The sequence below is a fragment of the Pseudomonas sp. FP603 genome (assembly GCF_030687415.1).
Lineage (GTDB): Bacteria > Pseudomonadota > Gammaproteobacteria > Pseudomonadales > Pseudomonadaceae > Aquipseudomonas > Aquipseudomonas wuhanensis.
This window is the reverse complement of the sequence record NZ_CP117431.1, coordinates 5,082,889-5,109,875: the sequence shown is the minus strand read 5'-3', so window position 1 is coordinate 5,109,875 and position 26,987 is coordinate 5,082,889. Positions and strand designations below refer to the sequence as shown.

The following is a 26,987-nucleotide window of genomic DNA, read 5'->3' as shown; positions in this document are numbered from 1 at the left end:
TTCCAACCGGGTCAGCGTGCCCGGCCCCAGGGCTGGAGCACTCTGCGGTCGAGAGTTTTCCTGTGAGTTCAGCTCCCCTTGTCAGCGTCGCCATCCCCGCCTTCAACCCGCGTTTTTTCCGTGCGGCGTTGCAAAGTGTCCTGAGTCAGAGCTACGAATCCCTCGAAATCATCATTTGTGACGACAGTCAGAGTGACGAGATCGCGAGTATCGTCGAATCGTTTTCGGCCCAGACCCGATTTCCCCTGCGCTATCTGAAAAATCCGCAGCCGTTGGGCTTTCAAGGCAATTTGTTACGCTGCCTGGAGGAAAGCCAAGGGGAGTACATCAAATTCCTCTGCGATGATGATCGGCTATTTACCGGCTGCATCGCGACCCAGGCCGGGCTGCTGAGCAACCACGAAGATGTCAGCCTGGCAGGCGCCCAGCGTTATCTGTGTGATGCCGACGATCACATCCTGCCGCAACGCCTGGAAAATACCGCGATGGCCGGTGGCAATGCGTTATTCAAGGGCCAGGATCTGCTGGATTTCCTTGAGGTCCGTCCGCTGAACTTCATCGGTGGCTTGAGCAACGTGCTGATGCGTACTTCGGATGTCAGGGAGTTATTGCCAGCTTTGTTGCAGCCGGAGGCAGGCTTTGCCGGTTTGCTGGATATGGTCCTGTTTGTTTGCCTGTTGCGTCGGGGCAACCTGGCGGTGGCCAGCCAGGTGCAGAGTGTCGAGCGGTTGCACCCTGACAGCTTCAAATGTCAGCCAGGTGTACAGCAGCAAATGGTCGTCGAGGCGCAATGGCTGGCACAGATGCTCAAAGGGCGTGGCGATAAAGGGGCGGTGTTTTCCGGCTGGATCCGTTATTGCGCCGCCTTGCCGGGTGCTGATTCGAAAAATCGGATATGGGAGGAGTTTTCCCTCGGCCATTTACTCGTCGCCCGCCAGGCTCTTCAGGAATCCAGAGTCGGCAGCGACAGCCGCAGCTTCGGGCAGCTGTATGCCCAGTGGCTGGGGTGTCGGCGCGAGCCGGTGATTCTCGGGCAACTGCTGGCTCAGACTCAAGCGTGGCCACGTCGCCCGACGATTGTTCCGATTGTCATCGACAGTGCCGACGATAGGGCGGCGCTGGATCTGACGCTGGAAAGCATCAATAGTCAGTGCTACGGCGCTCAGGCAGTGGTGGTGCTAAGTAGCGCCGGTGTTCAGGAAAATTTGAATGACCGGGTGTTGAATCTGACGCTGGAAGCGGATTGGGTACAGCAACTCAATGGTTTACTGCCGCAACTGGATGGGGCTGATTGGTTCTACTTGTTGCGTGCCGGCGACCGCTTGAGCGAGGCGGCACTGCTGCTGATGGCCGAGCGCGTTGTCGAGCGCCAACATATGCTGTGCTGCTATTCGGACGAAGGTGCGCTGGTGGACGGCGTATCCCGGGAACCGGTATTCAAGCCCGACTTCAACCTCGACCTGATGCGCAGCTATCCCTACACCGGACGGACGTTGGCGTTTGAGCGCAAAGGCTTTCTGGCACGAGGCGGTTTCAGCGCCGACTTCCAGGAATTGGCACCCCAGGACTTGCTCTGGCGCATGGTCGAAAGCGCTGGACCACACACCATTGAGCACATTGCCGAAGTGCTGGTGGAGTCGTCCTTCAACTATGCCGCATGGTTGTCTTCGCCAGCGGTGGCCGCTGAAAATCCGCGACTTCTTGAAACTCATTTGCAGCGACTCGGTGTGGCGTTCGAGTGGCGCCCGGGCAGTGAGGCGCTGATCAATCAGATTGATTACCGTCATGCCCTGCGACCACAGGTGTCCATCATCATTTCAACCAAGGATCAACTGGCGGCGCTTGAGCGATGCCTGGCGAGTCTGTTGGAAAAAACTGCTTATGCGAATTACGAAGTATTGATCGTCGACAACGCCAGTGTGACCAATGAGGCGCGCGCCTGGCTGGACGGCATGGCGCAACTGGACAGTGACAAGCTTCGGGTTCTGCGTTATCCCCATGCCAGCAACTTTGCGGCGATCCACAATTTCGCCGCGTCTCAGGCCCGTGGTGCTTACTTATTAATGCTCACGCCCCATAGCGTTATCACTGATGCTGACTGGCTGGACACATTGATGAGTCAGGCCCAGCGTCCCGAAGTCGGGATTGTCGGTGCAAAAATGGTCTGCCCCCAAGGCACAATCCAGCATGCCGGGCTGGTGCTTGGGTTGCGCGGGCCGGTGGGGGCGCCCTTCATCGGCGAATCGATGCAGTCCGGTGGTTACATGCAACGCTTGCAGGTCGTGCAGAACTACAGCGCGGTCAGCGATGATTGCCTGTTGGTGCGCAAGCAGGTATTCGACGAGTTGGGCGGCCTTGACGAGCGTTCGTTCAGCCTGGCTTTCAACGATGTAGATCTGGGATTGCGTGCCTCCAAGGCTGGATACCTGGTGGTGTGGACGCCTCATTCCCGCCTCACGCTGGTCGAGCCGTCGGTGTCGCTGCAGCAAGGCAACGAGCAGTTGCGTCAGGAGCAACTCGGCCGCGAGCAGCAGTCGATCTACAGCAAGTGGTTGCCTGAGATGGCGCGGGACCCGGCCTATAATCCGAACTTGAGTCTCAGTGGTTCGAGTTTCTGTCTGGAGCCTGGCATGCGCCTTGGCTGGAGCCCGTTCGGCAGCCGGACCTTGCCGCGGGTTCTGGCCTTGCCGGTGAACCAGTCTGCCGTGGGGCACTACCGGGTGGTGCAGCCGTTTCTCGAGCTTGAGGCGGCGGGCATGGTCACCGGTATTCAGGCCTTTGAAATGCCGTCAATCATCGACCTGGAACGTCAGTCGCCAGATTCGGTAATCATGCAAGGGCGCTACAGCGATGCGCTGGTCAACGAAATCGAGCGAGTCAAAAACTACTCAAGGGCTTTTCGGATTTTCGAGCTCGATGACTACATCATCGACGTGCCGGAAAAAAACGGCCACTTGAAACATAGGCCCAAGGATTTCGAAAAAGCCATGCGCCGGGGTATTGGCTTGTGTGATCGAGTGGTGGTGTCGACCCAGGCATTGGCTGATGCGTTGAACGGCATGCATCACGATATTCGCGTGGTGCCAAACACCTTGGCCACGCATTTGTGGAGCAGCCGCGTTTCACTGCGTCGCACCAGCACCAAGCCGCGTGTCGGCTGGGGCGGAGGCACCAGCCATGCCGGTGATCTGGAGATCATCGCGGACGTTGTTCGCGAATTGGCGGATGTCGTCGACTGGGTGTTCTTTGGCATGTGCCCAGAAGCTTTGCGCCCTTACGTGCACGAGTTTCACCCCTCGGTCGGCCTGATGGATTACCCGGCCAAACTCGCCAGCCTGAATCTGGATCTGGCCTTGGCGCCGCTGGAGTATCACATCTTCAACGACTGCAAGAGCAACTTGCGATTGCTGGAGTATGGCGCCTGCGGTTACCCGGTGATTTGCACCGACACAGAAGCCTATCGCGGCTATCTGCCGTGTACCAAGGTGGTCAGCAACAGCACTGAGGAATGGCTGCAAGCGATTCGCATGCACCTGGCCGACCCCGAGGCCAGCTATCGCATGGGCGACGAATTACGCGAAGCGGTGCTGCGCGATTACATGCTGCGGGGGGATAACTTGCAGCTGTGGTTCGAGGGATGGATATCCGGCTGAGCATACAATCACGTTGAAAGGCCGGGCTGTGATGTCTCCGGGCTCCTCCCTTTCTCATATCTGTTTTGCGCTCGCCCAGGCGTCCCATATCGGTCTCATGGAGCTGGCGCGTTTCCTGCAAGTCCTCCTCATATCGCCATAAAACGAGCGCTTGCGGGTCATTCTCCAGGCGCTCGACACGGCACAAGGTTTTAGCCAGAAGGCCCGCAAAAGCTTGATACAGCTTGGCTGAGCCCTGTGAAGAACAAGAGGGGAGACGATGAAGGCAGTTATTTTGGCGGGTGGCCTGGGCACGCGCATCAGCGAGGAATCGCACCTCAAGCCCAAGCCGATGATCGAGATCGGCGGCAAGCCAATTCTCTGGCACATCATGAAGCAGTACTCCGCTCACGGGATTCATGATTTCGTGATTTGCCTGGGCTACAAGGGCTACGCGATCAAAGACTTCTTCGCCAATTACTTCCTGCACACCTCCGACGTCACTTTCGATATGTGCAACAACCGCATGGACGTTCACCAGAACTATAGCGAGCCGTGGCGCGTCACGCTGGTCGACACCGGCGACGACACCATGACCGGTGGCCGCTTGCGTCGCGCTGCTCGTTACCTGGATGGAGAGCAGGCGTTCTGCTTCACCTACGGCGATGGCGTTTCGGACCTCAATATCGGCGCTCTGGTGGATTTTCACCTGGCCCACGGCAAGCTCGCTACCGTGACGGCGGTGCAGCCGCCGGGACGCTACGGCGCGCTGGAACGTGATGGCGACAAGGTATTGGGTTTCACCGAAAAACCCCGCGGCGATGGTGGCTGGATCAATGGCGGTTTCTTCATCCTGTCGCCCAAGGTCTTGCCCTACATCGCGGACGATCAAACCTCTTGGGAAGCCGAGCCTCTGGCGGCGTTGGCCACAGATGATCAATTGCAGGCGTTCCAGCACGAAGGTTTCTGGCACCCGATGGACACCCTGCGTGACAAGAACCACCTTGAGGCGTTGTGGCTGAGCGGGGAGGCCCCATGGAAGCAATGGGACTGAGCCCGGAGTTCTGGCGCGGCAAGCGCGTCCTGTTGACCGGCCACACCGGTTTCAAGGGCAGCTGGCTGACGTTGTGGCTGCAAAGCCTCGGTGCCGAGGTCAGCGGGTTTTCGCTCGATCCGTCCACCGAGCCGAGTTTGTTCGAACTGGCTCGGGTGCACGAGGGCATCAACGATCAGCGCGGTGACCTGCGAGACCTCGGCGCCTTGCTGGAACTGATCGCCGAAGTGCAGCCGGAAATCGTCCTGCACCTGGCGGCCCAACCGCTGGTGCGCGAAGGCTATCGCGACCCGCTGGGGACTTACTCCAGCAACGTCATGGGCACCCTCAATCTGCTCGAAGCGATCCGTCAGGTTGGCTGTGTGCGCGCCTGCGTGCTGGTGACCACCGACAAGGTCTACGCCAATCAGGAATGGCTGTGGCCCTACCGCGAGAACGAAGCCCTCGGCGGTCACGATCCTTACAGCAGCAGCAAGGCTTGCTGTGAATTGTTGGCGCAGTCTTATGCCGCGTCGTTTTTCCCGGCTGACAAGTACGCTGAACACGGCCTGGCGTTGGCGACCGCGCGCGCCGGCAACGTGCTGGGCGGCGGCGACTTTGCGCCGGAACGCCTGATTCCCGATGTGCTCAAGGCCTGGTCGGCGGATGAGCCGGTGACCCTGCGCTACCCGCAGGCCGTGCGCCCGTGGCAGCACGCATTGGAACCATTGGCTGGCTACCTGCAACTGGCCGCCCGCCTCTACGAACAAGGCCCGCAGTTTGCCGGCGCGTGGAACTTCGGCCCGAGCGAAGCGGACATGCGCAGCGTTGGTGAAGTGGTCGAGTTGCTCGCCAACCGCTGGCCGCAAGCACGCGGATTGCGCATCGAACCAAGTGATTTGCACGAAGCCGGCCTGCTGCGTCTGGACAGCAGTCGCGCCCGTCAACTGTTGGCCTGGCAGCCGCGCTGGTCGTTGCAGCAGTGCCTGACCCAGACCCTCGATTGGCACCTGGCGTGGCAGAACGGCGATGACATGCGTGAAATCACCCTGCGTCAGTTGAACCTGTATCGAGGCGCGCTGTGAGCGAGTTTCTGTTGAAAGCCTTGCCGCTGGCCGGCCTGTTCAGCGTGCAGCACAAACGCTTCGAAGATGATCGCGGGCACTTCGCCCGATTGTTCTGTGAAGGCAGCCTGAGTGCGTTTGGCCAGCCGTTTCATATCCGCCAGATCAATCATTCCTGCACCCGTGAGCGGGGCAGTGTGCGCGGCCTGCATTATCAAAATTCCAATGCGCCGGAAGCCAAGTTGATTACCTGCCTGCGCGGCGAGGTCTGGGATGTGGCGATGGACTTGCGCCCCGACTCCGAAACCTTCCTGCGCTGGCACGCGGAACATTTGCGCGCCGGTGACGGTCGCAGCTTGCTGATCCCGGCCGGGTTCGCCCATGGTTTCCAGACCCTGACCGACGACGCCGAATTGCTCTACCTGCACAGCGCCGATTACACACCTGCGCACGAAGGTGGTTTGAGCGTGAACGATCCACGGCTGGCGATTGCCTGGCCGTTGCCTGTCAATAATCTGTCGGCCAGGGATTCCAGCCATCCCTTGCTCGATGAACACTTCGCTGGAGTGCGTCTATGAACTGCCGTGGTTGCGGTACTCCTCTGGCCTTGCCGCTGATCGATCTCGGCACCTCGCCGCCATCCAACGCCTATGTGCACGCCGATCGCCTGGAACAATCCGAGCAATGGGTGCCATTGAAGGTTGCGGTGTGTCAGCAGTGCTGGTTGGTGCAGACCGAGGATTACACCAACGCCGACAGCCTGTTCGATGCCGAGTATGCGTATTTCAGTTCGTTCTCCAGCACCTGGCTGGCCCATGCCGAACGCTATGTCGCCGAGATGGTCGAGTGCTTCGGCCTGACCGCCGACAGCCGGGTGGTGGAAATCGCCGCCAACGACGGTTATCTGTTGCAGTACGTGGCCAAGCGCGGCATCCCTTGCCTGGGCGTCGAACCGACCCGCAGCACCGCGCAAGCGGCGCGGGAAAAAGGCCTGGAGATTCGCGAACTGTTCTTCGGCCGCGACACCGCCGCGCAGCTGAACGGTGAAGGCTGGGCCGCCGACCTGATGGCTGCCAACAACGTGCTCGCCCATGTGCCGGACATCAATGATTTCCTCGGCGGATTCGCAAGCTTGCTCAAGCCGACCGGTGTGGCGACGTTCGAGTTTCCGCAGCTGTTGACGCTGATGGCGGGGAAGCAGTTCGACACGCTGTATCACGAGCATTATTCCTACCTGTCCCTGACCGCCGTGCAGACCTTGTGCGAGCGCAATGGCCTGGAGGTGTTCGACGTCAGCCAGCTGACGACTCACGGTGGATCGCTGCGGGTGTTCGTGCAGCGCAAGGACGGTGAACGCCGCGCCGTACAACCGACCGTGCAGCAACAGTTGCAGGCCGAACTGGACGCCGGGGTGAAGACGCCCGAGTACTACGCAACCCTGGCGCCAGCGGCTGAACGTATCAAGCACGAACTGCTGCGTTTCCTGTTACAGGCCAAGGCTGATGGCAAGCGCGTGGTCGGTTATGGCGCGGCGGCCAAGGGCAACACTTTGCTCAATTACGCCGGGGTCAAACCGGACCTGTTGGCCTGGGTGGCCGATGCCAATCCGCACAAGCAAGGCAAGTACTTGCCGGGCAGCCGCATTCCGATCGTTTCGCCGGCACAGATCGATCTGGAGAAGCCGGATTACGTTCTGGTACTGCCGTGGAATTTGCTGCACGAAGTCAGTCAGCAACTGGCGCAGGTACGTCAGTGGGACGGTCGCTTCGTGATCGCCGTGCCTGAGTTGACCGTACTGTGAAGGTGTTGGTGACCGGTGCCACTGGATTCGTCGGCCGACATCTGGTCGCGGCTTTGCTCGCCCGCGGCTGCGAGGTGCGGGCTGTGGCGCGCAACGCCGAGACCTCCGCGCAATTACCGTGGATCAACGCCGTGGAATTCGTGGTCGCGGATGTTCATGCCGCCGACCTGGACTTCGCCGCGCTGACCGATGGCGTCGATGCCTTGGCGCATCTCGCTTGGCCGGGGTTGCCGAATTATCAGGCGCTGTTTCACTTCGAACACAACCTGATGGCCGATTACCGCTTCATCAAGGGCGCGGTCGAGGCGGGCGTGTCGCAGGTGTTGGTGGCGGGCACCTGTTTCGAATATGGCCTGCAAAGTGGCCCGCTCAGCGAGCAGACCGCGCCGCAGCCGAGTAACCCTTACGGGCTGGCCAAGAACACCTTGCGTCTGTTCCTCGAAAACCTGCAGCGCCAACAGCCCTTCACCCTGCAATGGGCGCGGCTGTTTTACCTGCACGGCGAAGGGCAGAACCCCAACAGTTTGCTGGCGGCACTGGACCGGGCAATCGAGGCCGGGGATGACAGCTTCAACATGTCGGCCGGCGAGCAGTTGCGCGATTACCTGGCGATCGACACGGCCGCCGGTTACCTCGCCGCGATCCTGCAACAGCGCGAATTCGATGGCGTGATCAATTGTTCCAGCGGCCAGCCGATATCGGTCAGAGCGCTGGTCGAGCAACAGTTGCGTGAACGTGGCGCATCGATCCGTTTGAACCTGGGCCATTACCCCTACCCGACCCATGAGCCGATGGCGTTCTGGGGCGTGGCGGACCGCTTGCAACAGCTACTGGGAGCAGAGCATGAGGCATGAGTTGTATCGGGTCGCCGACCTGCCGGTGTTGCAGAACCGGACCTTTGCCGATGCGCAATCGGCGAAAGCTTCGGCCTGCGCCGACATGGTGTTGGTGCAAGACGAGACGAGCGGGTTGATCTTCAATCAGGCCTTCGACGCCGACAAGCTCAGCTACGACGCCGACTATCAGAACGAGCAGGCGCATTCCGGCCAGTTCCAGAAGCACCTGAGCGATGTCGAAGGGATCATTGCCCGTCACTTCAAAGGCCAGGAACTGATCGAAGTCGGCTGCGGCAAAGGCTACTTTCTTGAACTGCTCAAAGGCCAGGGCTACGCCATCACCGGCATCGACCCGGCCTACGAAGGCGACAGCGTCGATGTGATCAAGGCGCCGTTCACTCGCGGCCTTGGCCTGTCGGCAGACGCTATCGTGTTGCGCCATGTGCTGGAGCATATTCAGGATCCGCTGAGCTTTCTGGCGGTCATCGCCGAAGCCAACCAGGGCGGACAGATCTACATCGAAGTCCCGTGTTTCGACTGGATTCTCGAGCACCGCGCCTGGTTCGACCTGTTTTACGAACACGTCAATTATTTCCGCCTCGATGACCTGCGCCGGATGTTCGGCACGGTGCATGAGGCCGGTCACCTGTTCGGTGGCCAGTACCTGTACATCGTCGCCGACCTGTCGACGTTGCGCCTGACCCCGGAACAACCGGTGCCGCGCCTCGAGCTGCCTGAAGGTTTCACCAGCAGCCTTGAGCGCGCGGTGCAGATTATTCAGGCCGCACCCGAGCAAGGTTCGGCGATCTGGGGGGCGTCGTCCAAAGGCGTGATTTATTCGCTGTTCCTGCAACGAGCGGGCGTGGCGGTGGATCGCGTGGTGGATATCAACCCGGCCAAACAGGGCCGATATCTGCCCCTGAGCGGCGCGCGGGTGTCCTCGCCGCAAGAGGCCATGGACGCTCTACCCGAAGGCGCCAACCTGTTTGTAATGAACTCCAATTACCTCGAAGAAATAAAGCGGATGACCGGTGGACGCTACGTCTACCACGCCGTCGACAGCGCTTCGTTCCAGTGACTATTGAGATTCCAAAAATGACCGACAACACCATCAATAAAGCCTTCGAAGCCGAATGCCAGGCAGAAATCGCGCGTCAGGGCGACGATCAGAAACTCACCGGTCTGGCCCAGGAGTTCTTCAACGAATCGGCCAGGCACAAGTACAGCTACCACTTCTCGTGGATGGGCCGTCCGATCATTCAGTTGCCGCAAGACATGATGGCGATGCAGGAAATCATCTGGCAGGTCAAACCCGACCTGGTGATCGAATGCGGCATCGCCCACGGTGGTTCGATTATCTATTACGCCTCCTTGCTGGAGCTGCAAGGCCACGGCGAAGTGCTGGGCATTGACCTCGACATTCGCCCGCACAACCGCGAAGCCATTGAAAGCCACCCGATGAGCAAGCGCATCAAAATGATTGAAGGTTCGAGCATCGACGCGGCCATCGCCGAGCAAGTGCGTGCTGCGGCCGAAGGCAAGAAAGTCATTCTGGTACTCGACTCCAACCACACCCACGATCACGTGCTGGAAGAGCTGCGTCTGTATGCGCCACTGGTTTCGGTGGGCAGCTACTGCGTGGTGATGGACACCGTGGTTGAAGACATGCCGGCCGATTTCTTCCCGGACCGTCCGTGGGGCCCGGGCGACAACCCGAAAACCGCTGTGTGGAAATACCTGGAAGAAAACGCTGACTTCGAGATCGACCGTCAGTTGCAGAACAAGCTGCTGATCACCGTGGCGCCGGACGGTTATCTGCGTCGGGTTCGTTAAGCAACGTCATGTCATTGAGTTCATCGGGCGCTTCGCCGGCTGTGGGGAAAGGTATGCAAGGTCATTTTGGTTCTGAACACGTTGCGCCACTCGGCGAGCGTTTTACGCTGCTGCTGGCGACCCACAACCGGCCGGCGTTTTTGCGTCGCACGCTGCAGTACTACAGCAGTTATCCGTGCACGATCATTGTGCTGGATTCTTCCAGCCAGCCGGACACGCAAATCGTCGAAGCTTATCCGCACGTTCAGTACCTGCACTTGCCGCAGTTCTCTTACCTGGGTTTCCAGGCCAAGCTCAAGCACGGCATTGGCCTAGTCACTACGCCGTATATGGCATTTGCCGCCGACGACGATTTCCTGCTGCACAGTGCGTTGACCGAGTCGGTGGAGTTTCTGGAAGCGAACCCGGACTACGGCATGTGTCATGGCTACTGCATGATGTACCTGACCGAAGCGACCCGGGTGACTTACTACCGTCGCGACAAGAAGGTTCAGGAAGACTACGCCAGCGAACGAGCTGAAGACCGGGTCCTGGACTACATGGGCCAGTTCATTCCGCCATTCTTCGCTGTCACGCGTACTGAGCTGCTGCGTCAGTGGTACGACCTGATGCCTGAAGAGCTGAGTTTCGAGTGGCAGGAAATCGGTCATGTGTATTACCTGCTGGCCTGCGCCAAGGCGCGGATCCTGCCGATCCCTTACGTGGTGCGCGAAGCCAACTATGGAGGCTCAGAACACAACACCGAGGTGGTGTTTGTGCTCAGTTTCACCGATGCCAAATCCGTGGCCGAGCGGGAGAAGTTTGCCGACTTTCTGTCCACCGTACCGACCGCGATTGCCGGTCGCGATCAAGTGCAGACTCGCGAATTCGCGCTGGAAAGTTTTGCCGCCATGTCGCAGTGCTTGTTGCAGCGCCGCTCGCTGACCACTCAACCCATTTTTCATTCAATCTGGAATGACCCCTTCAAGGGCCCGATCCGCGAGTTTGGCCCGACCCAGTTCGTTGAGATGCCGTTCTACAACCAACCTTTCTTCGATCGCCTGACCGAGTTCGAATTCCTCTTGCACGCAATGCCCGCGGGCAAGCTGCAGCTCGAACGCCTCGAAGCCGTGCTGTTGGAACAGGAACAGTTGCTGCGCACCCATGGCAATGACACTGAACGGACAATCAAAGCCCGTCTGTGGAAGGCCCTGTCGTGCAATGCGTTCAACCGCAAAGTCGTCAAGCGCCTGGCGCTGACACTGCGTAGCAGCGGCGATACCGAAGAGGCTGACGTGCTCTCGGCCTGGGCTGAACGTCTGGATGGGGCATCAACTCAGGACAGCCGCGTGTTGCTGGACAAAATGCCGACCGGGCAATTGCTCAACTGGCTGGAGGCGCGAGGGCCTGATACCGAGCAAGCCGCGTCGATTGCCCGTCATCTGACGGCGAAGGGCGGCAGTCCACGGTTCTGCATTCTGTTGCTGGACCTGAACAACGATTCCGACAAGTTGCAGGTGACTTTCGACAGCCTGTTGGACAGTCACTTCCGTGCCTTCCAGGTCGTGGTGTTCACCACTGGCGAAATCACCTCGGCCACCACTTTGGAAAATACCTTGCATTTCGTCAAGGTCAGCGCCGACAACTGTGTCGACAAGCTCAATCAGGTGGTGCCGAACACCCGTTGCGACTGGCTGTTACTGGCCGAGGCGGGCGATGAGTTCACCTCCAGTGGTTTGATGCAGGCCAGTATTGAATTACTTGCGGCACCTGAGTGTCGGGCAGTCTGCGCCGATGAAGTCCATCGTCGGGCCAGCGGGACCCTGACACCGGTTTTCCGTCCGGACTTCAACCTGGATCTGCTGCAAAGTGCCCCTTCGTTGATGGCGCGGCACTGGTTGATTCGTCGCGATGTGTGGGTCGAAGCCGGTGGTTACAGCCGTGAATTCAGTCAGGCCGTGGAGTTCGATCTGCTGTTGCGCTTGATTGAAGAGGGGGGGCTCGCGGGCCTTGCCCATCTCTCGGAACCCTTGCTGATTTGCCAGGCGCCCGCGCAGGTGGCTAACGAGCATGAGCGCCAGACCCTGGTTCGCCACCTGGGAACCCGCGGCTACCAGGCTCAAGTCAGCGCCGAATCGCAAGGCACGTACCGCGTTGATTACCGTCACAGCGATCGTCCGCAAGTGTCGATCATCATCGTCGCCCAGGACAATGTCGCTGATCTGCAGCGCTGCATCGTCAGCGTGTTGCAACGTACGCGCTACCAGAATCATGAATTGCTGATCGCCGATAATCATAACCAGTCACCCGAGTTGATTGCCTGGCTCGATAACCTTGAGCAGAACGGTCGCGGCCGGATTCGCGTAGTCCGGGCCGAGCAGCGGCTGAGTCTGTCAGCGCTGCACAATGCCGTCATTCGCCAGGCGCAGGGAGAATTCCTGGTCCTGCTGGCGGCTGATGCCCAAGTGGTCAATGCCAACTGGATCGAGTCGTTGCTCAATCAGGCGCAGCGTCCGGAAGTCGGCGTGGTGGGTGGCAAACTGGTGGACGCTGAAGGTAACGTGACCGGCGCCGGTTTGATCCTGGGCCTGAATGGCGAAGTGAGTTCGCCCTTTGTCGGTGAGAAGAAAGACGCTACCGGCTATATGCAGCGGCTGGTGGTCGAGCAGAACTACTCGGCAGTCTCTGGTGTGTGCCTGATGATTCGTAAAGACCTCTACGAGGCGGTGGGCGGTCTGGATCAAGAGCATTTCGAGAATGCCCTTGGTGATGTCGATCTGTGCTTGAAAGTATCCGATGCCGGGTTCCTGACGGTCTGGACACCGCAAGTGCAAATTCTCCATCCGGGCAACCTGACGCAGACGCCACAGGCCATAGATGCCCTGCGCGACAAGTGGCAGGCGCGTTTCCGGCAGGACCCGGCATACAACTCAAACCTGGCCTTGACCGGCAAGGGCTTTACTCTCAGCGAACCGACCCGTGTGAACTGGGCGCAATTGCTCGCATAAGCCTGGCTGACAGGTAAAAGGACTCAAGGCATGTTCAACGGTAAATCGATTTTCATCTCGGGTGGCACCGGCTCGTTCGGGCGCAATTTCATCCGCCGGTTGTTGGAGCAATACCAGCCCAAGCGCGTGGTGGTGTTTTCCCGCGATGAGCTCAAGCTAGTACGAGATGCAGCAGACGTTCAACGCGCCGTGCATGCGTTACTTCATCGGTGATGTGCGCGATGCCGACCGTTTGCGTCAGGCCATGCGCGGTATCGATTACGTGGTGCATGCTGCGGCCCTGAAACAAGTGCCGGCGGCGGAATACAACCCCACTGAATGCATCCGCACCAACGTCAACGGCGCGGAAAACATCATCGCCGCGGCCATCGACAACGGCGTGAAAAAAGTCGTCGCACTGTCTACTGACAAGGCCGCCAGCCCGATCAACCTGTACGGCGCGACCAAGCTGCTGTCGGACAAACTGTTCGTGGCTGCCAACAATATTGCCGGCGAGCAACAAACCCGGTTTGCCGTGGTGCGCTATGGCAACGTCGCCGGCTCGCGGGGTTCGGTGGTGCCGTTTTTCAGCAAACTGATTGCCGAGGGCGCCAAAGAGCTGCCGATCACCGACGAGCGCATGACGCGCTTCTGGATCACCCTCGATCACGGCGTGAAGTTTGTGCTCGACAGCTTTGCCCGCATGCACGGCGGTGAAGTGTTTGTGCCGAAGATCCCGTCGATTCGTATCGTCGATCTGGCGCGGGGCATGGCTGAACATTTGCCGCACAAAAACGTTGGCATTCGTCCGGGGGAAAAACTCCATGAGCTGATGGTGCCGCTGGACGACGCGCGCATGACCCTGGAGTTCGATGATCACTACACTATTCAGCCGTCGATCCGTTTCACCAGCGTCGACGTGGATTTTGCCATCGACAAACTGGGCGAGCAGGGCCAGCCGGTGAGCGAAGATTTCGAGTACCGCTCCGACACCAACCCGCACTTCCTGTCGGTCGGGCAGATCGCCGACCTGCACGCGGAGCTGTCGGCATGATTCCCTACGGTCGGCAAAGCCTCGATCAGGCAGACATCGATGCGGTGGTTGACGTGTTGCAGTCCGACTGGCTGACGCAAGGGCCGACCATCGAGCGTTTCGAACAAGCCATGGCCGAGCGTTGCCAGGCCGATTTCGCGGTGGCGGTGTGCAATGCCACGGCGGCATTGCACATTGCCTGCCTCGCCGCCGGCCTCGGGCCCGGCGATCGCTTGTGGACCACGCCGAACACCTTTCTGGCCTCGGCCAACTGCGGGCGTTACTGCGGCGCCGAGGTCGATTTCGTCGACATCGATCCGCTAACCTGGAACCTCGACGCCTACACCTTGGCGTCGAAGCTTGAGATCGCCGAGCGCGACGGCAAACTGCCGAAAGTGCTGGTGGCGGTTGCGTTCTCCGGGCAGAGCTGCGATATGCGCATGATCGCCGAACTGGCCGAGCGCTATGGTTTCACCGTGATCGAAGATGCCTCCCACGCAGTCGGGGCGTCCTATGCCGGGCGCCCGGTGGGCTGTGGCGAATTCGCGGCGATGACGGTGTTCAGTTTTCACCCGGTGAAGATCATCACCAGTGCCGAAGGCGGCATGGTGCTGACCAATCGCCCGGAACTGGCCGAGCGCTTGCAGCGCCTGCGCAGCCACGGCATGACCCGTGATCCGGCGCAGATGACTGAGCCCAGTCACGGCCCCTGGTACTACCAGCAAGTGGAACTGGGCTTCAATTACCGCATCACCGATTTGCAAGCGGCTCTCGGTCTGTCGCAGCTGAACAAGCTCGATGGCTTTATCGAGCGTCGACGTGAGCTGGCGGCCCGTTATGACCGGTTGCTGGCGTACTTGCCGCTGACCTTGCCCAGCCCGCAGCCCGAGGCCGAGTCGGCGTGGCATCTGTACGTGGTGCGCTTGCAGCCGGAGCGGATCAACCTCAACCATCGGCAGGTGTTCGAAGGTTTGCGAGCGGCCGGTGTCGGTGTGAACCTGCACTATATTCCACTGCACTTGCAGCCGTACTATCGCGACCTGGGTTTTGCCGAGGGGGATTTTCCCCAGGCCGAACGTTATTACGCCGAGGCCATCAGCCTGCCGCTGTTTCCTCTGCTGAGCGATGAACAACAGGATTATGTGGTCGAGCAATTGCGACGACTGATCCTTGAGGAGTAGTGACTCTTGAGTTGTGTTGCGATCATTCCGGCCCGTGGTGGCAGCAAGCGAATCCCGCGCAAGAACCTCAAGCCGTTCGACGGCGTGCCGATGATCGTCCGCTCGATTCGCACGGCGCTGGAATCGAACCTGTTCGACCAAGTGATCGTCAGTACCGACGATGAAGAGATCGCCGAGGTTGCACGGGCCAATGGGGCTCAAGTGCCGTTCATGCGGCCCGTGGCGCTGGCCGACGATTTCACCGGTACTGCAGCGGTGATCGTGCATGCCTTGAAGCAATTGCCACCGTTCGACTATGCCTGCTGCGTCTACGCGACCGCGCCATTGTTGCAGGCGCGTTATCTGCGTCAGGGGCATGAATTGCTGGTGCAGCACCCGGACAAATCTTTCGCGTTTTCAGTCACCGGTTTTGGTTTTCCGGTTCAACGGGCCTTGACCCTCAACGAGCAGGGTGCCTTGACCTCGCTCTACCCGGAATTTCGCGAGACCCGTTCCCAGGACTTGCCCGACGCTTTTCAAGATGCAGGCCAGTTCTATTGGGGGCGTAGCGAAGCCTGGTTGCGTGGCGATGTGCTGTTCTCGCCGGCAAGCCTGCCGGTGATTCTGCCGCGTCATTTGGTGCAGGACATCGACACGCTTGAGGACTGGACGCGTGCCGAATACCTTTATGCCGCCTTGAAGGCTGGAGGTGAGCTGCAATGAGGGTACTGATCCGCGCTGATGCATCGCCGACCATAGGCAGTGGCCATATCGCCCGCTGCCTGACCCTGGCCAGGGTGTTACGCAAGCAGGGCACGCACGTTGCCTTCGCGTGTCGTCAGTTGCCGGGGCATCGGCTGGACAGTCTGCAGGCTGAGGATTTCGAGACGTTCGCGCTGCCGGAGCGCTATCCCGATGAAGACCCGCAGCAGGCCATCGAGTCGATGCTGCCGTGGCAGGCGGACATTGCTGCGCTGGAACAAGCATTGGAAGGGCATCCGGCTTTCGACTGGATCATCGTCGACCACTATGGTCTCGATCATCACTGGCAGACCGCCGCACGCCGCTGGGCTCCACGAATCGCTGCGGTGGACGATCTGGCCACTCGGCAGTACTGCGTCGATCTGCTGCTCAATCAAAATCTATCGGGCACCCCAGAAGCTTATGCCTCACGGCTGACGCCCGATTGCCAGACCCTGCTCGGCCCGCGGTTTGCCTTGCTGCGCGATGAGTTCTGCTGCCCGGCAATCGAGATCAAACCTCGGGCCAGGCGAGTGCTGGTGAATTTCGGCGGCTTCGATGCGGCCATGCAGACCCATCACGCGATGTTGGCGCTGGCGGACCTCCATGAGCTGGAAGTCGATTTCGTGGCGGGTGCCGACAACCCGGCCTGGGAGCAGATGCAGGGGCTGGTGGACTATCGCCCGAACTGGCGCCTGCACAGTTTTGTCAGCGATTTTTACCGGCTGATGACCGAGGCCGACCTGTTCATCGGTGCCGGCGGCGGTACCAGCTGGGAGCGGGCGGCCATGGGGCTGCCGACGATCTGCATTGCGGTCTCGAATAATCAGCAGGCCAACGGTGAGGTGATGGCGACCTCGGGTGTTCATGTGTTCCTGGGCAATCGCGAGCACGTCAGTGTCGAGCAGTTGCGCCAGGCCATCGGTTTTGTTGTGGGCAATCAGGGGCTTCGCCAGAGCCTGGCTGAACGCTCGCGGCAGTTGGTCGATGGCCGTGGCGCGCTGCGGGTGGCGGCGGCGCTGGCGGGGGCGGTGTTGCAGGTTCGTCAGGCCACTCAGGATGATGCGCAATTGTTGTTTGAGGGGCGTAATGCCGAGGCAGTGCGGCGCTGGTCGCTGGACAGCCACGTCATCGATTGGCAGCGGCATCTGACCTGGCTGGCTGCGAGCCTGAGTAACCCCCAGCGACTGCTGTTGATTGCCGAGGCGGATGATGGCCCGGTCGGTGTGTTGCGCTATGACCTTGACGGTACTCGGGCCGAAGTCTCGATTTATTTGTTCGAAAGCCGAATTGGCTTGGGTTGGGGCAGGGCGCTGCTGGCGCGGGGCGAAGCCTTTGTCACCGATTACTGGCCGTCATTGCAAGCCATCACCGCTCAGGTGTTGCCCGCCAACCAGGCGTCGCTGAAAGTTTTCCGCGAGGCAGGTTTCACTCAGAGTGCTTGTGCGTTCACACGCGTTTTAAAGGATCACCCATGACCCGTTTCAAGATCGGCAACCGCTCGATCGGTGCCGATGCGCCGCCGTTCATCATTGCCGAGATGAGCGGCAACCATAACCAGTCGCTGGACGTGGCGCTGCAAATCGTCGAAGCCGCAGCCAAGGCCGGCGCGCACGCCTTGAAGCTGCAAACCTATACCGCCGAGACCATGACGCTGGACCTGTCCGAAGGCGAGTTCTTCATCAAGGACCCCAACAGCCTATGGGCCGGTTCTTCGCTGTACGCGCTGTACGAGAAGGCCCATACGCCGTGGGAATGGCACGCGCCGATCTTCGCCCGGGCCAAAGAGCTGGGCATGCTGGCGTTCTCCACTCCATTCGATGACACCGCGGTGGACTTCCTCGAAAGCCTGGACGTGCCGGCCTACAAGATCGCCAGTTTCGAGAACACCGATCTGCCGTTGATCCGGCGGGTCGCTGCCACCGGCAAGCCGCTGATCATCTCCACCGGCATGGCCAGCATTGCCGAGCTCGACGAAACCGTGCGCGCCGCCCGTGAGGCCGGTTGCAAGGACCTGGTGTTGCTCAAGTGCACCAGCACGTACCCGGCGACGCCCGCCAACAGCAATGTGCGCACCATCCCTCATCTGCGGGAGCTGTTTGGCTGTGAAGTCGGTTTGTCCGATCATTCGATGGGCGTTGGAGTGTCCGTCGCCGCGGTAGCGCTGGGGGCGACGGTGGTGGAAAAACACTTCACCCTCGACCGTGCCGCCGGTGGGGTGGACGCCAGTTTCTCCCTGGAACCGGCTGAACTTGCCAGCCTGGTGATCGAAACCGAACGCGCCTGGCAGGCGATGGGCCAGGTGCATTACGGCGTGACCGAGGCCGAGCGCAAGTCTCTGGTCTACCGTCGTTCGCTGTACGTCACTGAGGACATGGCCGCCGGTGAGCCGTTCACCGTCGCCAATCTGCGAGCCATCCGGCCTGGCCTGGGGCTCGCCCCCAAACACGCTGAAACCCTTCTGGGCCGCCGCGCCCGCCAGGCCATCAAGCGCGGAACGCCGCTGGACTGGCCGCTGGTCGAATAACCGCTTGTGAGGTTGATTCGGCAAAATAGCGTGACCTGCGAGTCATAACGCGCATCTTCACTGTATTGTATAAAAAGGGGCAGATGGCGCCTGGACTGTTTTTAGCCCAGTGATGGCCTTTTATTCTTCCCGCTGTCACCCCGTTGAGGGCGACGTTATTTGTTGTTTGTCGGCGCCCCTCGAATCCTTGCGAGCGGTGGTATTGGGCTGTTTATTATTGGGAAGCCGTAATGATTGGCATAAAGAGCATTGCGAGCTACGTTCCTGTAGCCGGCGTGGACAATTACGCACAAGGTGCAAAATTCGAAAAGGATGAAGAGTTCATCCTGGGCAAGATCGGTTCGGCTTTCCTGCCGCGTAAAGATGCAGGGCAAGAAACTTCGGACCTGTGTGTCGAAGCAGTCAACGCGCTGTTCGCCAACAATCCAGAATTGAAGCGTGAAGCCATCGACGTGCTGATCGTCGTGACCCAGAACGGTGACGAAGAAGGTCTGCCACACACCGCCGCCATCGTTCAGGACAAACTGGGCCTGCCGACGACCGTGGCTGCGTTCGATATTTCCCTGGGCTGCTCCGGTTACGTCTATGGCATCTACGCCATCAAGGGTTTCATGGAAGCCGCGGGCCTGAAGAATGGCTTGCTGGTGACCGCCGATCCGTACTCCAAGATCGTCGATCCAGAAGACCGCAACACCACCATGCTTTTCGGCGATGCCGCCACCGCCACCTGGATGGGCGAAGACGCCCCCTGGCAGTTGGGCAAGGCCAAGTTCGGCACCGACGGTTCCGGCGCGCCGCACCTGAAGGTTTCCGACGGGGTGTTCTTCATGAACGGCCGTCAGGTCTTCAACTTCGCGCTGCTCAAAGTGCCGGCGCATTTGCATGAGTTGCTCGCTGACTCGGGGCTGACGGCTGACGATATCGATGCCTTCTGCATTCACCAGGGCAGTGCAGCCATTGTCGACGCCGTGGCGCGGCGGTTCGAGGGTGAGCCTGAGAAGTTCATCAAGGACATGGTCGAAACCGGTAATACCGTATCGTCGAGCATTCCGTTGCTGCTGGAAAAACACGTGCTGGATTCGAAGTGGAAGCGCGTTGCGCTGAGTGGTTTCGGTGTTGGATTGTCATGGGGTTCGGCGATCATCTATCGCCCTTGAATCTCGGCTCTTCAGTCAAAGAAAGCCAGGCAAAAAAAAGCGTTCAAGGTGTAACCTTGAACGCTATTTTTTTGCCTGAATGAAAAGCGAGGCTCCATGAGTGAGTTCTTTGAGCGCAACGCCGAGGTCATGCAGCGCCGCTGGCCGCTGCTGTCTGCGCGCTTGCTGGTTGAAGACGCGAGCCTGTTGCAGGCCGATCTGGTCGAAGGCCTGGGCTCGACGTTGAGCATCAACGGCATCCAGCTGACCAGTCGCCACGACCGTACCCGCGAGGCCGGGCTTCAGGCCGATAGCCTGCCCATCGATAGTCCGGTGGTGCATGTCTACGGCACCGGGCTTGGCGATCTGCAGATAGAGCTACTGCAGCGCGCCGGGCTTGAGCGTTTATACGTACACATCCTCAACGGCGCGGTGTTTGCGCTGGTGCTGCAACTGCTCGATCAACAGCAGTGGCTCAGCGATCCGCGAGTCGAGCTGTTGTATGCCGGCGATCGGGCGGAAATTCAGCTGCCGTTCTTCGCGTTGCCGGCTGAACTGGTGCTGGCCGATGACTTCAATGCGAAGATCCGTGACCGCTTGATCAGCGAAATACATTTGAGCTTCAACAATCGTGAGTTCCGCCCCGACGATCCGCAGATCATCGAACGTTTGCAAGTCAGTCTTCCTTTGCTGCGAAGTGATCGAGACGTCGCCGAGTTGTTTGCGACCCAATTGGGTCGGGATATCTATGTCATCGCGACAGGGCCTAGCCTGGAGCAACACTTTCAACAATTGCGGGAAATCCACGAACAAACCCCAAGGCCCTTGTTTATTTGCGTCGACACCGCCTATCGACCTTTGTTGGAGCAAGGCATCAAACCTGATGTGGTAGTCACTCTCGATGTGAAAATCACCGCATGTCATTTACCTGCGCAAGACTCGGCCGGTACCCGGTTGGTCTACTTTCCGATGACCGATCGCTCAGTGCTTGAAGCTTGGCAGGGCACTCGTTATGTCGGCTATTCCGCCAGTCCAATCTACACCCAGGTGCGCCAGCAGATTCCGCGGGCCGAGTTGTTTGTCGGCGGCAGCGTGATTCATCCGGCAATCGACCTGGCGGTCAAGATGGGCAGCACCTGCATTACCCTGTTCGGGGCCGACTTTGCCTTCCCGATGAACAAGACCCACGCCGGCTGGAAGGACGGCGATCTGGGGCCTCAATTGAAAGTTGCCAGGCATTGGGTGCTCGATGGCAATGGGCAGCGCATCAAGACGCAGCTCAACTTCCGCAGCTATCTGTGCGAGGTGGAGCGCTACATCGCTGGCCACCCTCAGGTGCGTTTCTTCAACAGCAGCCGGGCGGGCGCCATGATCGTCGGCACCGCTTTCAATTCAGAGTTTGTGCAATGAGTCAGGCCATCGCGTTTATTTCCGGCGCCGAACAGTGCGCCTCTTTGTTTCGACTTGGGCGGGATGTCGAGGGGGCCGTGGCGATGGTCGAATTGTTCGGCCAATGCATGTCGACGTTCGATGGGGCGCAAGCCCCGGTGCAACAGCAATGGGCGCAGACGCTCATGACCATGCTCGACTGTCAGGAGCGCCAGGACTGGTTGAGTCTGGCCGACTATCTGGAGTATGAAGTGGTCGCGTTGTTGAAAAGAGTTGAAGAGCGCTAAACAAGAACTGTCGATTCTGCTTCCCCTCCCTCCTTTAGCGCCGCAACAGTGAGCCATGTCACAGTCTGCGGTGCTTTTCTGACGTCATTTTTTCATCCCGTTTGCCCGCTAGCCCTTGGTTTATCTGGGGATGGCAGTGTGATGGCAAATTTTTTCAAAAATCCCCTCAAGCAACACCCAAACCCGACGATAACTATTACGAAGGTTCTCTAGGCCACACCCGGCGGTTGCCAGGGCCGGAAGCCGCAGTACCCAACCAACGAGGATTTCGTCATGGCTTTAACTGTAAACACCAACACCACTTCGCTGACCGTTCAGAAGAACCTGAACCGTGCTTCCGACGCGCTGAGCACTTCGATGACTCGCCTGTCTTCCGGCCTGCGTATCAACAGCGCTAAAGACGACGCCGCTGGCATGCAGATCGCTACTAAACTGCAAACCATGATCACCGGTTCTGCCGTAGCGATCAAAAACGCCAACGACGGTGTTTCGATCACTCAGACCGCTGAAGGCGCACTGGCTGAATCGACCAACATTCTGCAGCGTATGCGTGAACTGGCTCTGCAAGCCACGAACGACTCGAACAGCACCTCTGAACGTGCCGCTCTGAACAAGGAATTCGCAGCGAAGTCCGACGAGCTGACTCGTATCGCTACTTCCACCACTTTCGGCACCAACAAGCACTTGCTGGACGGCTCGGCCGGTACCATGCAGTTCCAGGTTGGCGCAATGACTGGTGCAGACCAGCAGATCAGCGTTGTAATGAGCAGCAGCTTCGCTGCAAGTGCTCTGGGTGTTGATACCGGCACCATCGCAATCTCCGGCACCACCGACGCTGCCGCGCACACTGCTTCCCTGGCCGCAATCGACGCAATCGACACCGCCCTGCAGACCATCAACGATACTCGTGCTGACCTGGGTGCTGTACAAAACCGCTTCCAGTCCACCACCAACAACCTGCAGAACATGGCTGAGAACTCCACTGCCGCTCAAGGTCGTATCCAGGATACCGACTTCGCAGCAGAAACCGCTCAGTTGACCAAGCAGCAAACTCTGCAACAAGCTTCCACCGCAGTTCTGGCTCAGGCCAACCAACTGCCATCCGCTGTACTGAAACTGCTTCAGTAATAGCTGGTTGAGTTTTGGCGGGGGAGTGCGCTGGTCGTGCTCTCTCGCTTTTTACTTTAAGGGGTGATGGACATGGATATGAGCGTGAAGCTGAACTTGTCTTATCCGGCTGCGAAGCCAGCGACGATTGTTGCTGATACACCAGCGGAAAAGCCTCGAGCCGATGCTGCTGCCGTGGCGCCGGTCAAGGATGAAAAGAAAGACGCTGGAACCGAACAGGACCAACTGAAAATGGCCGTCCAGGAAATTGAAAAGTTTGTTCAGTCGGTCAAGCGCAATCTGGAGTTCTCGATCGACGAGGCTTCAGGAAAAGTAGTGGTCAAAGTGATTGCCAGTGACTCCGGTGAAGTGGTTCGTCAGATCCCCAACGAAGAAGTCCTGAAGCTGGCCAACAGTTTGAATGATGCGAGCAGTCTGTTGTTCAGCGCTAAAGTCTGACAACTGGCATGAAACTTGTTGCTATGTTCTTTTGGGCGTTGTAGTGGTCAAAAGGCCGGCGACACACTGAAAGGGAGAAGCAGATGGCAAGTGTAATTCTACCAGGCGTTGGTCTGGGTTCCGGTATCGATACGGCAGCGATAGTCAAGGCGCTGGTGGCTGCTGATAAAGAACCGAAGCAGAACCAGATCACCAAGCAGGTGACCGCCAACACGGCTTCGATTTCCGCAATCGGGCAGTTGAAGTCCGCGTTGCAGGCCTATCAGACTGCAATGAATAACCTCAACAGCACGACCACGCCAGCCTTTCTGGGTTTTGCTGCGACCTCGTCCGAGACCAAATTCGTCACCGCGACGTCGGACAACACCGCCGTTACCGGTAACTACCAGGTCGTTGTAGATAAGCTGGCCACCAGTTCCAAAGTCGCCACGGCTACTTTTGCCGGGGGGGCAAGCAGTGCTATTCCGACTGGTACGCTGACCATCAGTCAAAATGGCACTGATTACACCGTTGATGTGCCTGCCAACTCCACGTTGCAGACCGTTCGGGATGCAATAAACACCAAGCTGCAAGCGAGCGGTATCACTGCCAACATTGTCAACGATGGCAGTGGATCGCGTATGGTTATCGGCTCGACCACCACCGGCGCGGGCTCGGATATCGTTGTCAGCGGGATCGCCGAGCTGACGGTCGATGGTACTCAGCCAATGACGGCCGGCAGTGGTGGCTATGTTTCTGCGCTGGCTGTCGACGCGGCCTTCACGGTCGATGGCATGAGCATGACCAGCAAGTCCAACAAAGTTGACAGCGCTGTCAGCGGTTTGAGCTTCACCCTGGTTGCGCCTGGTACATCGACCGTCACTGTGGCGACCAACACCAGCGGGCTGAAGACGTCGTTACAGACGTTCGTCGACGCCTACAACACTCTGGTCAAGACCGTTAACACGCTGACCAAGACCACCAAGGATTCTGATGGCAACCTGACGGTGACCGCTCCGTTGACCGGTGATGCTTCTGCGCGTGCGTTGCTGTCGGCCATACGCAATGAGTTGGTAACTGTACCGGCGGGCTCCACCAGTCAGCTTTCGGTGCTGTCGCAATTGGGTATCAACACCGTGCAGGCCGACGGTACGCTGGAGTTCAGCTCTACCAAGTTCACCGCGGCGATGGACGATAAAAAGCTGGGCGGTGAAATCCAGTCGCTGTTTTCCGGTGATACTGGTTTGCTGGCGCGTATGAAGGCAGCGGTTGATCCTTACGTTACAACCGATGGTCTGCTGGACAAACGCACGAAAAGTCTCAATAGCGTAACGACCTCTCTGTCCAACCAGCAAGCTGCTCTGGACTCGCGGATCGCTTCGTTGACCGAGGCTCTGACCAAAAAGTACAACGCGATGGACACCCTGGTAGGCCAGCTCAAAGCGACAGCGGCCAATATCACGTCGATGTTTGAGGCGATGAACGCCCAAAAAAATAATTCATAATATTCAGAGTGACAAAAGCCCGGCAGCTTTCTCAAGCGTGTCGGGCTTTTTTTCTTTGGCCTAAAGTTTTTTGACGCGACGTCGATACCCTGAATATACAAACTTTTGAGTTGTGACGAGGTACAGCATGAACCCGATGTTAGCCCTTCGGCAGTATCAGAAGATCGGTGCTCAGGCCCAGACTTCCGAAGCTAGTCCCCATCGTCTGGTGCAGATGTTGATGGAAGGCGGTCTGGATCGCATCGCCCAGGCAAAAGGCGCGATGGAGCGCAAGGAAATCGCCAACAAGGGCCTGGCAATCGGTAAGGCCATTGGCATTATCGGCGGCTTGCGTGAGGGTCTGGATCGTGAGAATTCGGCCGAAACGATCGGTAAGCTGGACAATCTGTATGTCTATATGATTAAGCGCCTGACGGACGCCAACATCCGCAACGACGCTACGATTCTCGATGAAGTCGCCGACCTGCTTCGCACGGTCAAGGACGGTTGGGATGCTATCGCCGAGCCGGGTCCGCAGTTTTAAGGAGATCACCATGAGTCTTGTCTTGCGGCGAATCGAACAAACCCGCGATGCCCTCGTCGGGGCATTGGCCGAGCGCAACTGGGAAGCCATTGGTGAATTGGACCTGGCTTGCCGTTCCTGCATGGAAGACGTCTTGAGTGAAGCTTCGGTGGACGAGGCCGCGTTGCGCGACAACCTTGAGGAGTTGCTGGGGGTGTATAAACAGCTTCTGGAGGCGGCGACGGGGGAGCGCCAGGCGATAGTCGACGAGATGTCGCAGATCCACCAAGCGCAGAGCGCGGCAAAGGTTTACCATCTGTTTGGTTAACCCCCAGTTAATCCAAACATAGTGCGCCATAAATTTGACTGTGCACGGTTTTTTGACTTAACTAGTGGCTGGTTCCAGATTTCAGGCGTCTACAGGCATAACGTGTCTGCAAGCGTCTAGCTTGCCCCTCATTTTGGGCATTGAGTTGACTAGGGAAGTTGCTATTGCATGTGGCGTGAAACCAAAATTCTGCTGATTGATGACGATAGCGTCCGCCGCCGCGATTTGGCGGTGATTTTAAATTTTCTCGGCGAAGAAAATTTACCCTGTGGCAGCCATGACTGGCAGCAGGCGGTCGGCTCTTTGTCATCAAGTCGTGAAGTAATCTGTGTCCTCATCGGGACGGTAAATGCTCCTGGTGCACTTTTGGGCCTGTTAAAGACACTCTCAACCTGGGATGAGTTCCTTCCAGTTTTGTTAATGGGCGATAATTCTTCCATTGACTTGCCGGAAGACCAGCGTCGCCGAGTGCTTTCGACCCTCGAAATGCCACCCAGCTACAGTAAATTGCTCGATTCGCTGCACCGTGCCCAGGTCTATCGCGAGATGTACGACCAGGCCCGTGAGCGCGGTCGTCACCGTGAACCCAATCTTTTCCGCAGCCTCGTCGGCACCAGCCGGGCGATTCAACACGTCCGTCAGATGATGCAGCAAGTCGCCGACACCGACGCCAGCGTGTTGATCCTCGGTGAATCCGGAACCGGCAAGGAAGTGGTCGCGCGCAATCTGCACTACCACTCCAAGCGTCGTGACGCGCCGTTCGTTCCGGTCAACTGCGGGGCGATTCCGGCCGAGCTGCTGGAAAGCGAATTGTTCGGCCACGAGAAGGGTGCTTTCACCGGGGCGATCACCAGCCGTGCCGGGCGTTTCGAGCTGGCCAACGGCGGTACGCTGTTCCTCGACGAAATCGGCGACATGCCACTGCCGATGCAGGTCAAGCTGCTGCGCGTCTTGCAGGAGCGCACCTTCGAACGCGTGGGCAGCAACAAGACCCAAAGCGTCGATGTGCGGATCATTGCGGCGACCCACAAGAATCTCGAAAGCATGATCGAGATCGGCACTTTCCGCGAAGACCTCTACTATCGCTTGAACGTGTTCCCGATCGAGATGGCGCCATTGCGCGAACGCGTCGAAGATATCCCGCTGCTGATGAACGAGTTGATCTCGCGCATGGAGCACGAGAAGCGCGGTTCGATCCGTTTCAATTCGGCGGCGATCATGTCGCTGTGTCGTCATGGCTGGCCGGGCAACGTTCGCGAGCTCGCCAACCTGGTGGAGCGCATGGCGATCATGCACCCGTACGGGGTGATCGGCGTGGTCGAGTTGCCGAAGAAATTCCGCTACGTCGATGACGAAGACGAGCAGATGGTTGACAGCTTGCGCAGCGATCTTGAAGAGCGGGTGGCCATCAACGGTCATACCCCGGACTTCACCGCCAATGCCCTGTTGCCGCCGGAAGGCCTGGACCTGAAGGACTACCTCGGCGGTCTGGAGCAAGGGCTGATTCAGCAGGCGCTGGATGACGCCAATGGCATCGTGGCGCGGGCGGCAGAACGGCTGCGGATTCGTCGCACCACGCTGGTGGAGAAGATGCGCAAGTACGGCATGAGTCGTCGTGACGGTGATGAACAGGCGGATGATTGACGCCTGTTTTTCAACTCCTTCATTT

The 26,987-nt window shown here is 59.0% G+C and carries 22 protein-coding genes and 1 pseudogene; all 23 read left to right on the top strand.

What is annotated here, in order from left to right; all coding sequences use genetic code 11:
* Window positions 1-62: 62 nt before the first annotated feature.
* Window positions 63-3,653 carry a glycosyltransferase gene (locus PSH65_RS23595; RefSeq protein ID WP_305422683.1) on the top strand — a complete coding sequence of 1,197 codons (3,591 nt, stop codon included), beginning with the start codon at window positions 63-65 and terminating at the stop codon, window positions 3,651-3,653.
* A gap of 259 nt (window positions 3,654-3,912) precedes the next feature.
* Window positions 3,913-4,686: a glucose-1-phosphate cytidylyltransferase gene (rfbF, locus tag PSH65_RS23590; RefSeq protein WP_305422682.1), complete on the top strand. Its 774-nt coding sequence runs from the start codon at window positions 3,913-3,915 to the stop codon at window positions 4,684-4,686.
* Window positions 4,668-5,750 carry a CDP-glucose 4,6-dehydratase gene (rfbG, locus tag PSH65_RS23585; protein ID WP_305422681.1) on the top strand — a complete coding sequence of 361 codons (1,083 nt, stop codon included), beginning with the start codon at window positions 4,668-4,670 and terminating at the stop codon, window positions 5,748-5,750. Before rfbF ends, rfbG begins: the two co-directional genes overlap by 19 nt.
* Window positions 5,747-6,307, top strand: a complete 561-nt coding sequence (locus PSH65_RS23580) for a dTDP-4-dehydrorhamnose 3,5-epimerase family protein (protein WP_305422680.1) — start codon at window positions 5,747-5,749, stop codon at window positions 6,305-6,307. The genes rfbG and PSH65_RS23580 overlap by 4 nt, the downstream gene beginning before the upstream one ends.
* Window positions 6,304-7,530 (top strand): class I SAM-dependent methyltransferase, encoded by a 1,227-nt coding sequence (locus PSH65_RS23575; RefSeq protein ID WP_305422678.1) that lies wholly within the window; start codon window positions 6,304-6,306, stop codon window positions 7,528-7,530. Before PSH65_RS23580 ends, PSH65_RS23575 begins: the two co-directional genes overlap by 4 nt.
* Complete coding sequence (locus tag PSH65_RS23570; protein ID WP_305422676.1) at window positions 7,527-8,384, top strand: NAD(P)-dependent oxidoreductase; 858 nt, start codon at window positions 7,527-7,529, stop codon at window positions 8,382-8,384. Before PSH65_RS23575 ends, PSH65_RS23570 begins: the two co-directional genes overlap by 4 nt.
* On the top strand, window positions 8,374-9,444 hold the full coding sequence (locus PSH65_RS23565; RefSeq protein ID WP_305422675.1) for a class I SAM-dependent methyltransferase: 1,071 nt from the start codon (window positions 8,374-8,376) through the stop codon (window positions 9,442-9,444). The genes PSH65_RS23570 and PSH65_RS23565 overlap by 11 nt, the downstream gene beginning before the upstream one ends.
* A gap of 17 nt (window positions 9,445-9,461) precedes the next feature.
* Complete coding sequence (locus PSH65_RS23560) at window positions 9,462-10,199, top strand: cephalosporin hydroxylase family protein (RefSeq protein ID WP_305422674.1); 738 nt, start codon at window positions 9,462-9,464, stop codon at window positions 10,197-10,199.
* A 53-nt stretch (window positions 10,200-10,252) separates the two neighbouring features.
* On the top strand, window positions 10,253-13,186 hold the full coding sequence (locus tag PSH65_RS23555; protein WP_305422672.1) for a TIGR00180 family glycosyltransferase: 2,934 nt from the start codon (window positions 10,253-10,255) through the stop codon (window positions 13,184-13,186).
* Between the two features lie 30 nt (window positions 13,187-13,216).
* Window positions 13,217-14,219, top strand: a pseudogene (gene pseB, locus PSH65_RS23550) (UDP-N-acetylglucosamine 4,6-dehydratase (inverting)).
* Window positions 14,216-15,379 carry a UDP-4-amino-4,6-dideoxy-N-acetyl-beta-L-altrosamine transaminase gene (gene pseC, locus PSH65_RS23545; protein ID WP_305422670.1) on the top strand — a complete coding sequence of 388 codons (1,164 nt, stop codon included), beginning with the start codon at window positions 14,216-14,218 and terminating at the stop codon, window positions 15,377-15,379. The pseudogene pseB and the gene pseC overlap by 4 nt, the downstream one beginning before the upstream one ends.
* A gap of 6 nt (window positions 15,380-15,385) precedes the next feature.
* Window positions 15,386-16,081, top strand: coding sequence for a pseudaminic acid cytidylyltransferase (gene pseF / locus PSH65_RS23540; protein WP_305422669.1), 696 nt, complete (start codon window positions 15,386-15,388; stop codon window positions 16,079-16,081).
* A complete protein-coding gene (gene pseG / locus PSH65_RS23535; protein WP_305422668.1) occupies window positions 16,078-17,577 on the top strand; it encodes a UDP-2,4-diacetamido-2,4,6-trideoxy-beta-L-altropyranose hydrolase in 1,500 nt (499 codons plus the stop codon). The genes pseF and pseG overlap by 4 nt, the downstream gene beginning before the upstream one ends.
* The gene (pseI, locus tag PSH65_RS23530; protein WP_305422667.1) at window positions 17,574-18,626 is read left to right on the top strand and encodes a pseudaminic acid synthase; all 1,053 of its coding nucleotides are present in this window, start codon (window positions 17,574-17,576) and stop codon (window positions 18,624-18,626) included. Before pseG ends, pseI begins: the two co-directional genes overlap by 4 nt.
* 230 nt (window positions 18,627-18,856) lie before the next feature.
* The gene (locus tag PSH65_RS23525) at window positions 18,857-19,783 is read left to right on the top strand and encodes a ketoacyl-ACP synthase III (protein ID WP_007894181.1); all 927 of its coding nucleotides are present in this window, start codon (window positions 18,857-18,859) and stop codon (window positions 19,781-19,783) included.
* 96 nt (window positions 19,784-19,879) lie between these two features.
* Complete coding sequence (locus PSH65_RS23520) at window positions 19,880-21,172, top strand: motility associated factor glycosyltransferase family protein (protein WP_305422665.1); 1,293 nt, start codon at window positions 19,880-19,882, stop codon at window positions 21,170-21,172.
* Complete coding sequence (locus PSH65_RS23515) at window positions 21,169-21,438, top strand: hypothetical protein (RefSeq protein WP_305422664.1); 270 nt, start codon at window positions 21,169-21,171, stop codon at window positions 21,436-21,438. The genes PSH65_RS23520 and PSH65_RS23515 overlap by 4 nt, the downstream gene beginning before the upstream one ends.
* Before the next feature lie 273 nt (window positions 21,439-21,711).
* Window positions 21,712-22,566, top strand: coding sequence for a flagellin domain-containing protein (locus PSH65_RS23510; RefSeq protein WP_305422662.1), 855 nt, complete (start codon window positions 21,712-21,714; stop codon window positions 22,564-22,566).
* Window positions 22,567-22,638: 72 nt separating this feature from the next.
* Window positions 22,639-23,004 carry a flagellar protein FlaG gene (locus PSH65_RS23505; RefSeq protein ID WP_305422660.1) on the top strand — a complete coding sequence of 122 codons (366 nt, stop codon included), beginning with the start codon at window positions 22,639-22,641 and terminating at the stop codon, window positions 23,002-23,004.
* A gap of 83 nt (window positions 23,005-23,087) precedes the next feature.
* Window positions 23,088-24,488: a flagellar filament capping protein FliD gene (gene fliD / locus PSH65_RS23500; RefSeq protein ID WP_305422659.1), complete on the top strand. Its 1,401-nt coding sequence runs from the start codon at window positions 23,088-23,090 to the stop codon at window positions 24,486-24,488.
* 127 nt (window positions 24,489-24,615) lie between these two features.
* Window positions 24,616-25,011, top strand: a complete 396-nt coding sequence (gene fliS, locus PSH65_RS23495) for a flagellar export chaperone FliS (protein ID WP_305422657.1) — start codon at window positions 24,616-24,618, stop codon at window positions 25,009-25,011.
* A gap of 10 nt (window positions 25,012-25,021) precedes the next feature.
* Complete coding sequence (locus PSH65_RS23490; RefSeq protein WP_305422656.1) at window positions 25,022-25,318, top strand: flagellar protein FliT; 297 nt, start codon at window positions 25,022-25,024, stop codon at window positions 25,316-25,318.
* Between the two features lie 168 nt (window positions 25,319-25,486).
* Window positions 25,487-26,962 carry a sigma-54 dependent transcriptional regulator gene (locus PSH65_RS23485; RefSeq protein WP_305422655.1) on the top strand — a complete coding sequence of 492 codons (1,476 nt, stop codon included), beginning with the start codon at window positions 25,487-25,489 and terminating at the stop codon, window positions 26,960-26,962.
* The last annotated feature ends 25 nt before the right edge of the window (window positions 26,963-26,987 follow it).

Excerpts from the sequence above, each read along its gene's own strand:
- PSH65_RS23510 (WP_305422662.1), top strand. The coding sequence starts at position 21,712 with ATGGCTTTAACTGTAAACACCAACACCACTTCGCTGACCGTTCAGAAG.
- PSH65_RS23520 (WP_305422665.1), top strand. The coding sequence starts at position 19,880 with ATGAGTGAGTTCTTTGAGCGCAACGCCGAGGTCATGCAGCGCCGCTGG.
- pseI (WP_305422667.1), top strand. The coding sequence starts at position 17,574 with ATGACCCGTTTCAAGATCGGCAACCGCTCGATCGGTGCCGATGCGCCG.
- rfbG (WP_305422681.1), top strand. The coding sequence starts at position 4,668 with ATGGAAGCAATGGGACTGAGCCCGGAGTTCTGGCGCGGCAAGCGCGTC.
- PSH65_RS23485 (WP_305422655.1), top strand. The coding sequence starts at position 25,487 with ATGTGGCGTGAAACCAAAATTCTGCTGATTGATGACGATAGCGTCCGC.
- PSH65_RS23515 (WP_305422664.1), top strand. The coding sequence starts at position 21,169 with ATGAGTCAGGCCATCGCGTTTATTTCCGGCGCCGAACAGTGCGCCTCT.
- pseG (WP_305422668.1), top strand. The coding sequence starts at position 16,078 with ATGAGGGTACTGATCCGCGCTGATGCATCGCCGACCATAGGCAGTGGC.
- fliD (WP_305422659.1), top strand. The coding sequence starts at position 23,088 with ATGGCAAGTGTAATTCTACCAGGCGTTGGTCTGGGTTCCGGTATCGAT.
- PSH65_RS23525 (WP_007894181.1), top strand. The coding sequence starts at position 18,857 with ATGATTGGCATAAAGAGCATTGCGAGCTACGTTCCTGTAGCCGGCGTG.
- fliS (WP_305422657.1), top strand. The coding sequence starts at position 24,616 with ATGAACCCGATGTTAGCCCTTCGGCAGTATCAGAAGATCGGTGCTCAG.
- PSH65_RS23505 (WP_305422660.1), top strand. The coding sequence starts at position 22,639 with ATGGATATGAGCGTGAAGCTGAACTTGTCTTATCCGGCTGCGAAGCCA.
- PSH65_RS23575 (WP_305422678.1), top strand. The coding sequence starts at position 6,304 with ATGAACTGCCGTGGTTGCGGTACTCCTCTGGCCTTGCCGCTGATCGAT.
- PSH65_RS23565 (WP_305422675.1), top strand. The coding sequence starts at position 8,374 with ATGAGGCATGAGTTGTATCGGGTCGCCGACCTGCCGGTGTTGCAGAAC.
- PSH65_RS23555 (WP_305422672.1), top strand. The coding sequence starts at position 10,253 with ATGCAAGGTCATTTTGGTTCTGAACACGTTGCGCCACTCGGCGAGCGT.
- PSH65_RS23490 (WP_305422656.1), top strand. The coding sequence starts at position 25,022 with ATGAGTCTTGTCTTGCGGCGAATCGAACAAACCCGCGATGCCCTCGTC.
- pseC (WP_305422670.1), top strand. The coding sequence starts at position 14,216 with ATGATTCCCTACGGTCGGCAAAGCCTCGATCAGGCAGACATCGATGCG.
- PSH65_RS23560 (WP_305422674.1), top strand. The coding sequence starts at position 9,462 with ATGACCGACAACACCATCAATAAAGCCTTCGAAGCCGAATGCCAGGCA.
- rfbF (WP_305422682.1), top strand. The coding sequence starts at position 3,913 with ATGAAGGCAGTTATTTTGGCGGGTGGCCTGGGCACGCGCATCAGCGAG.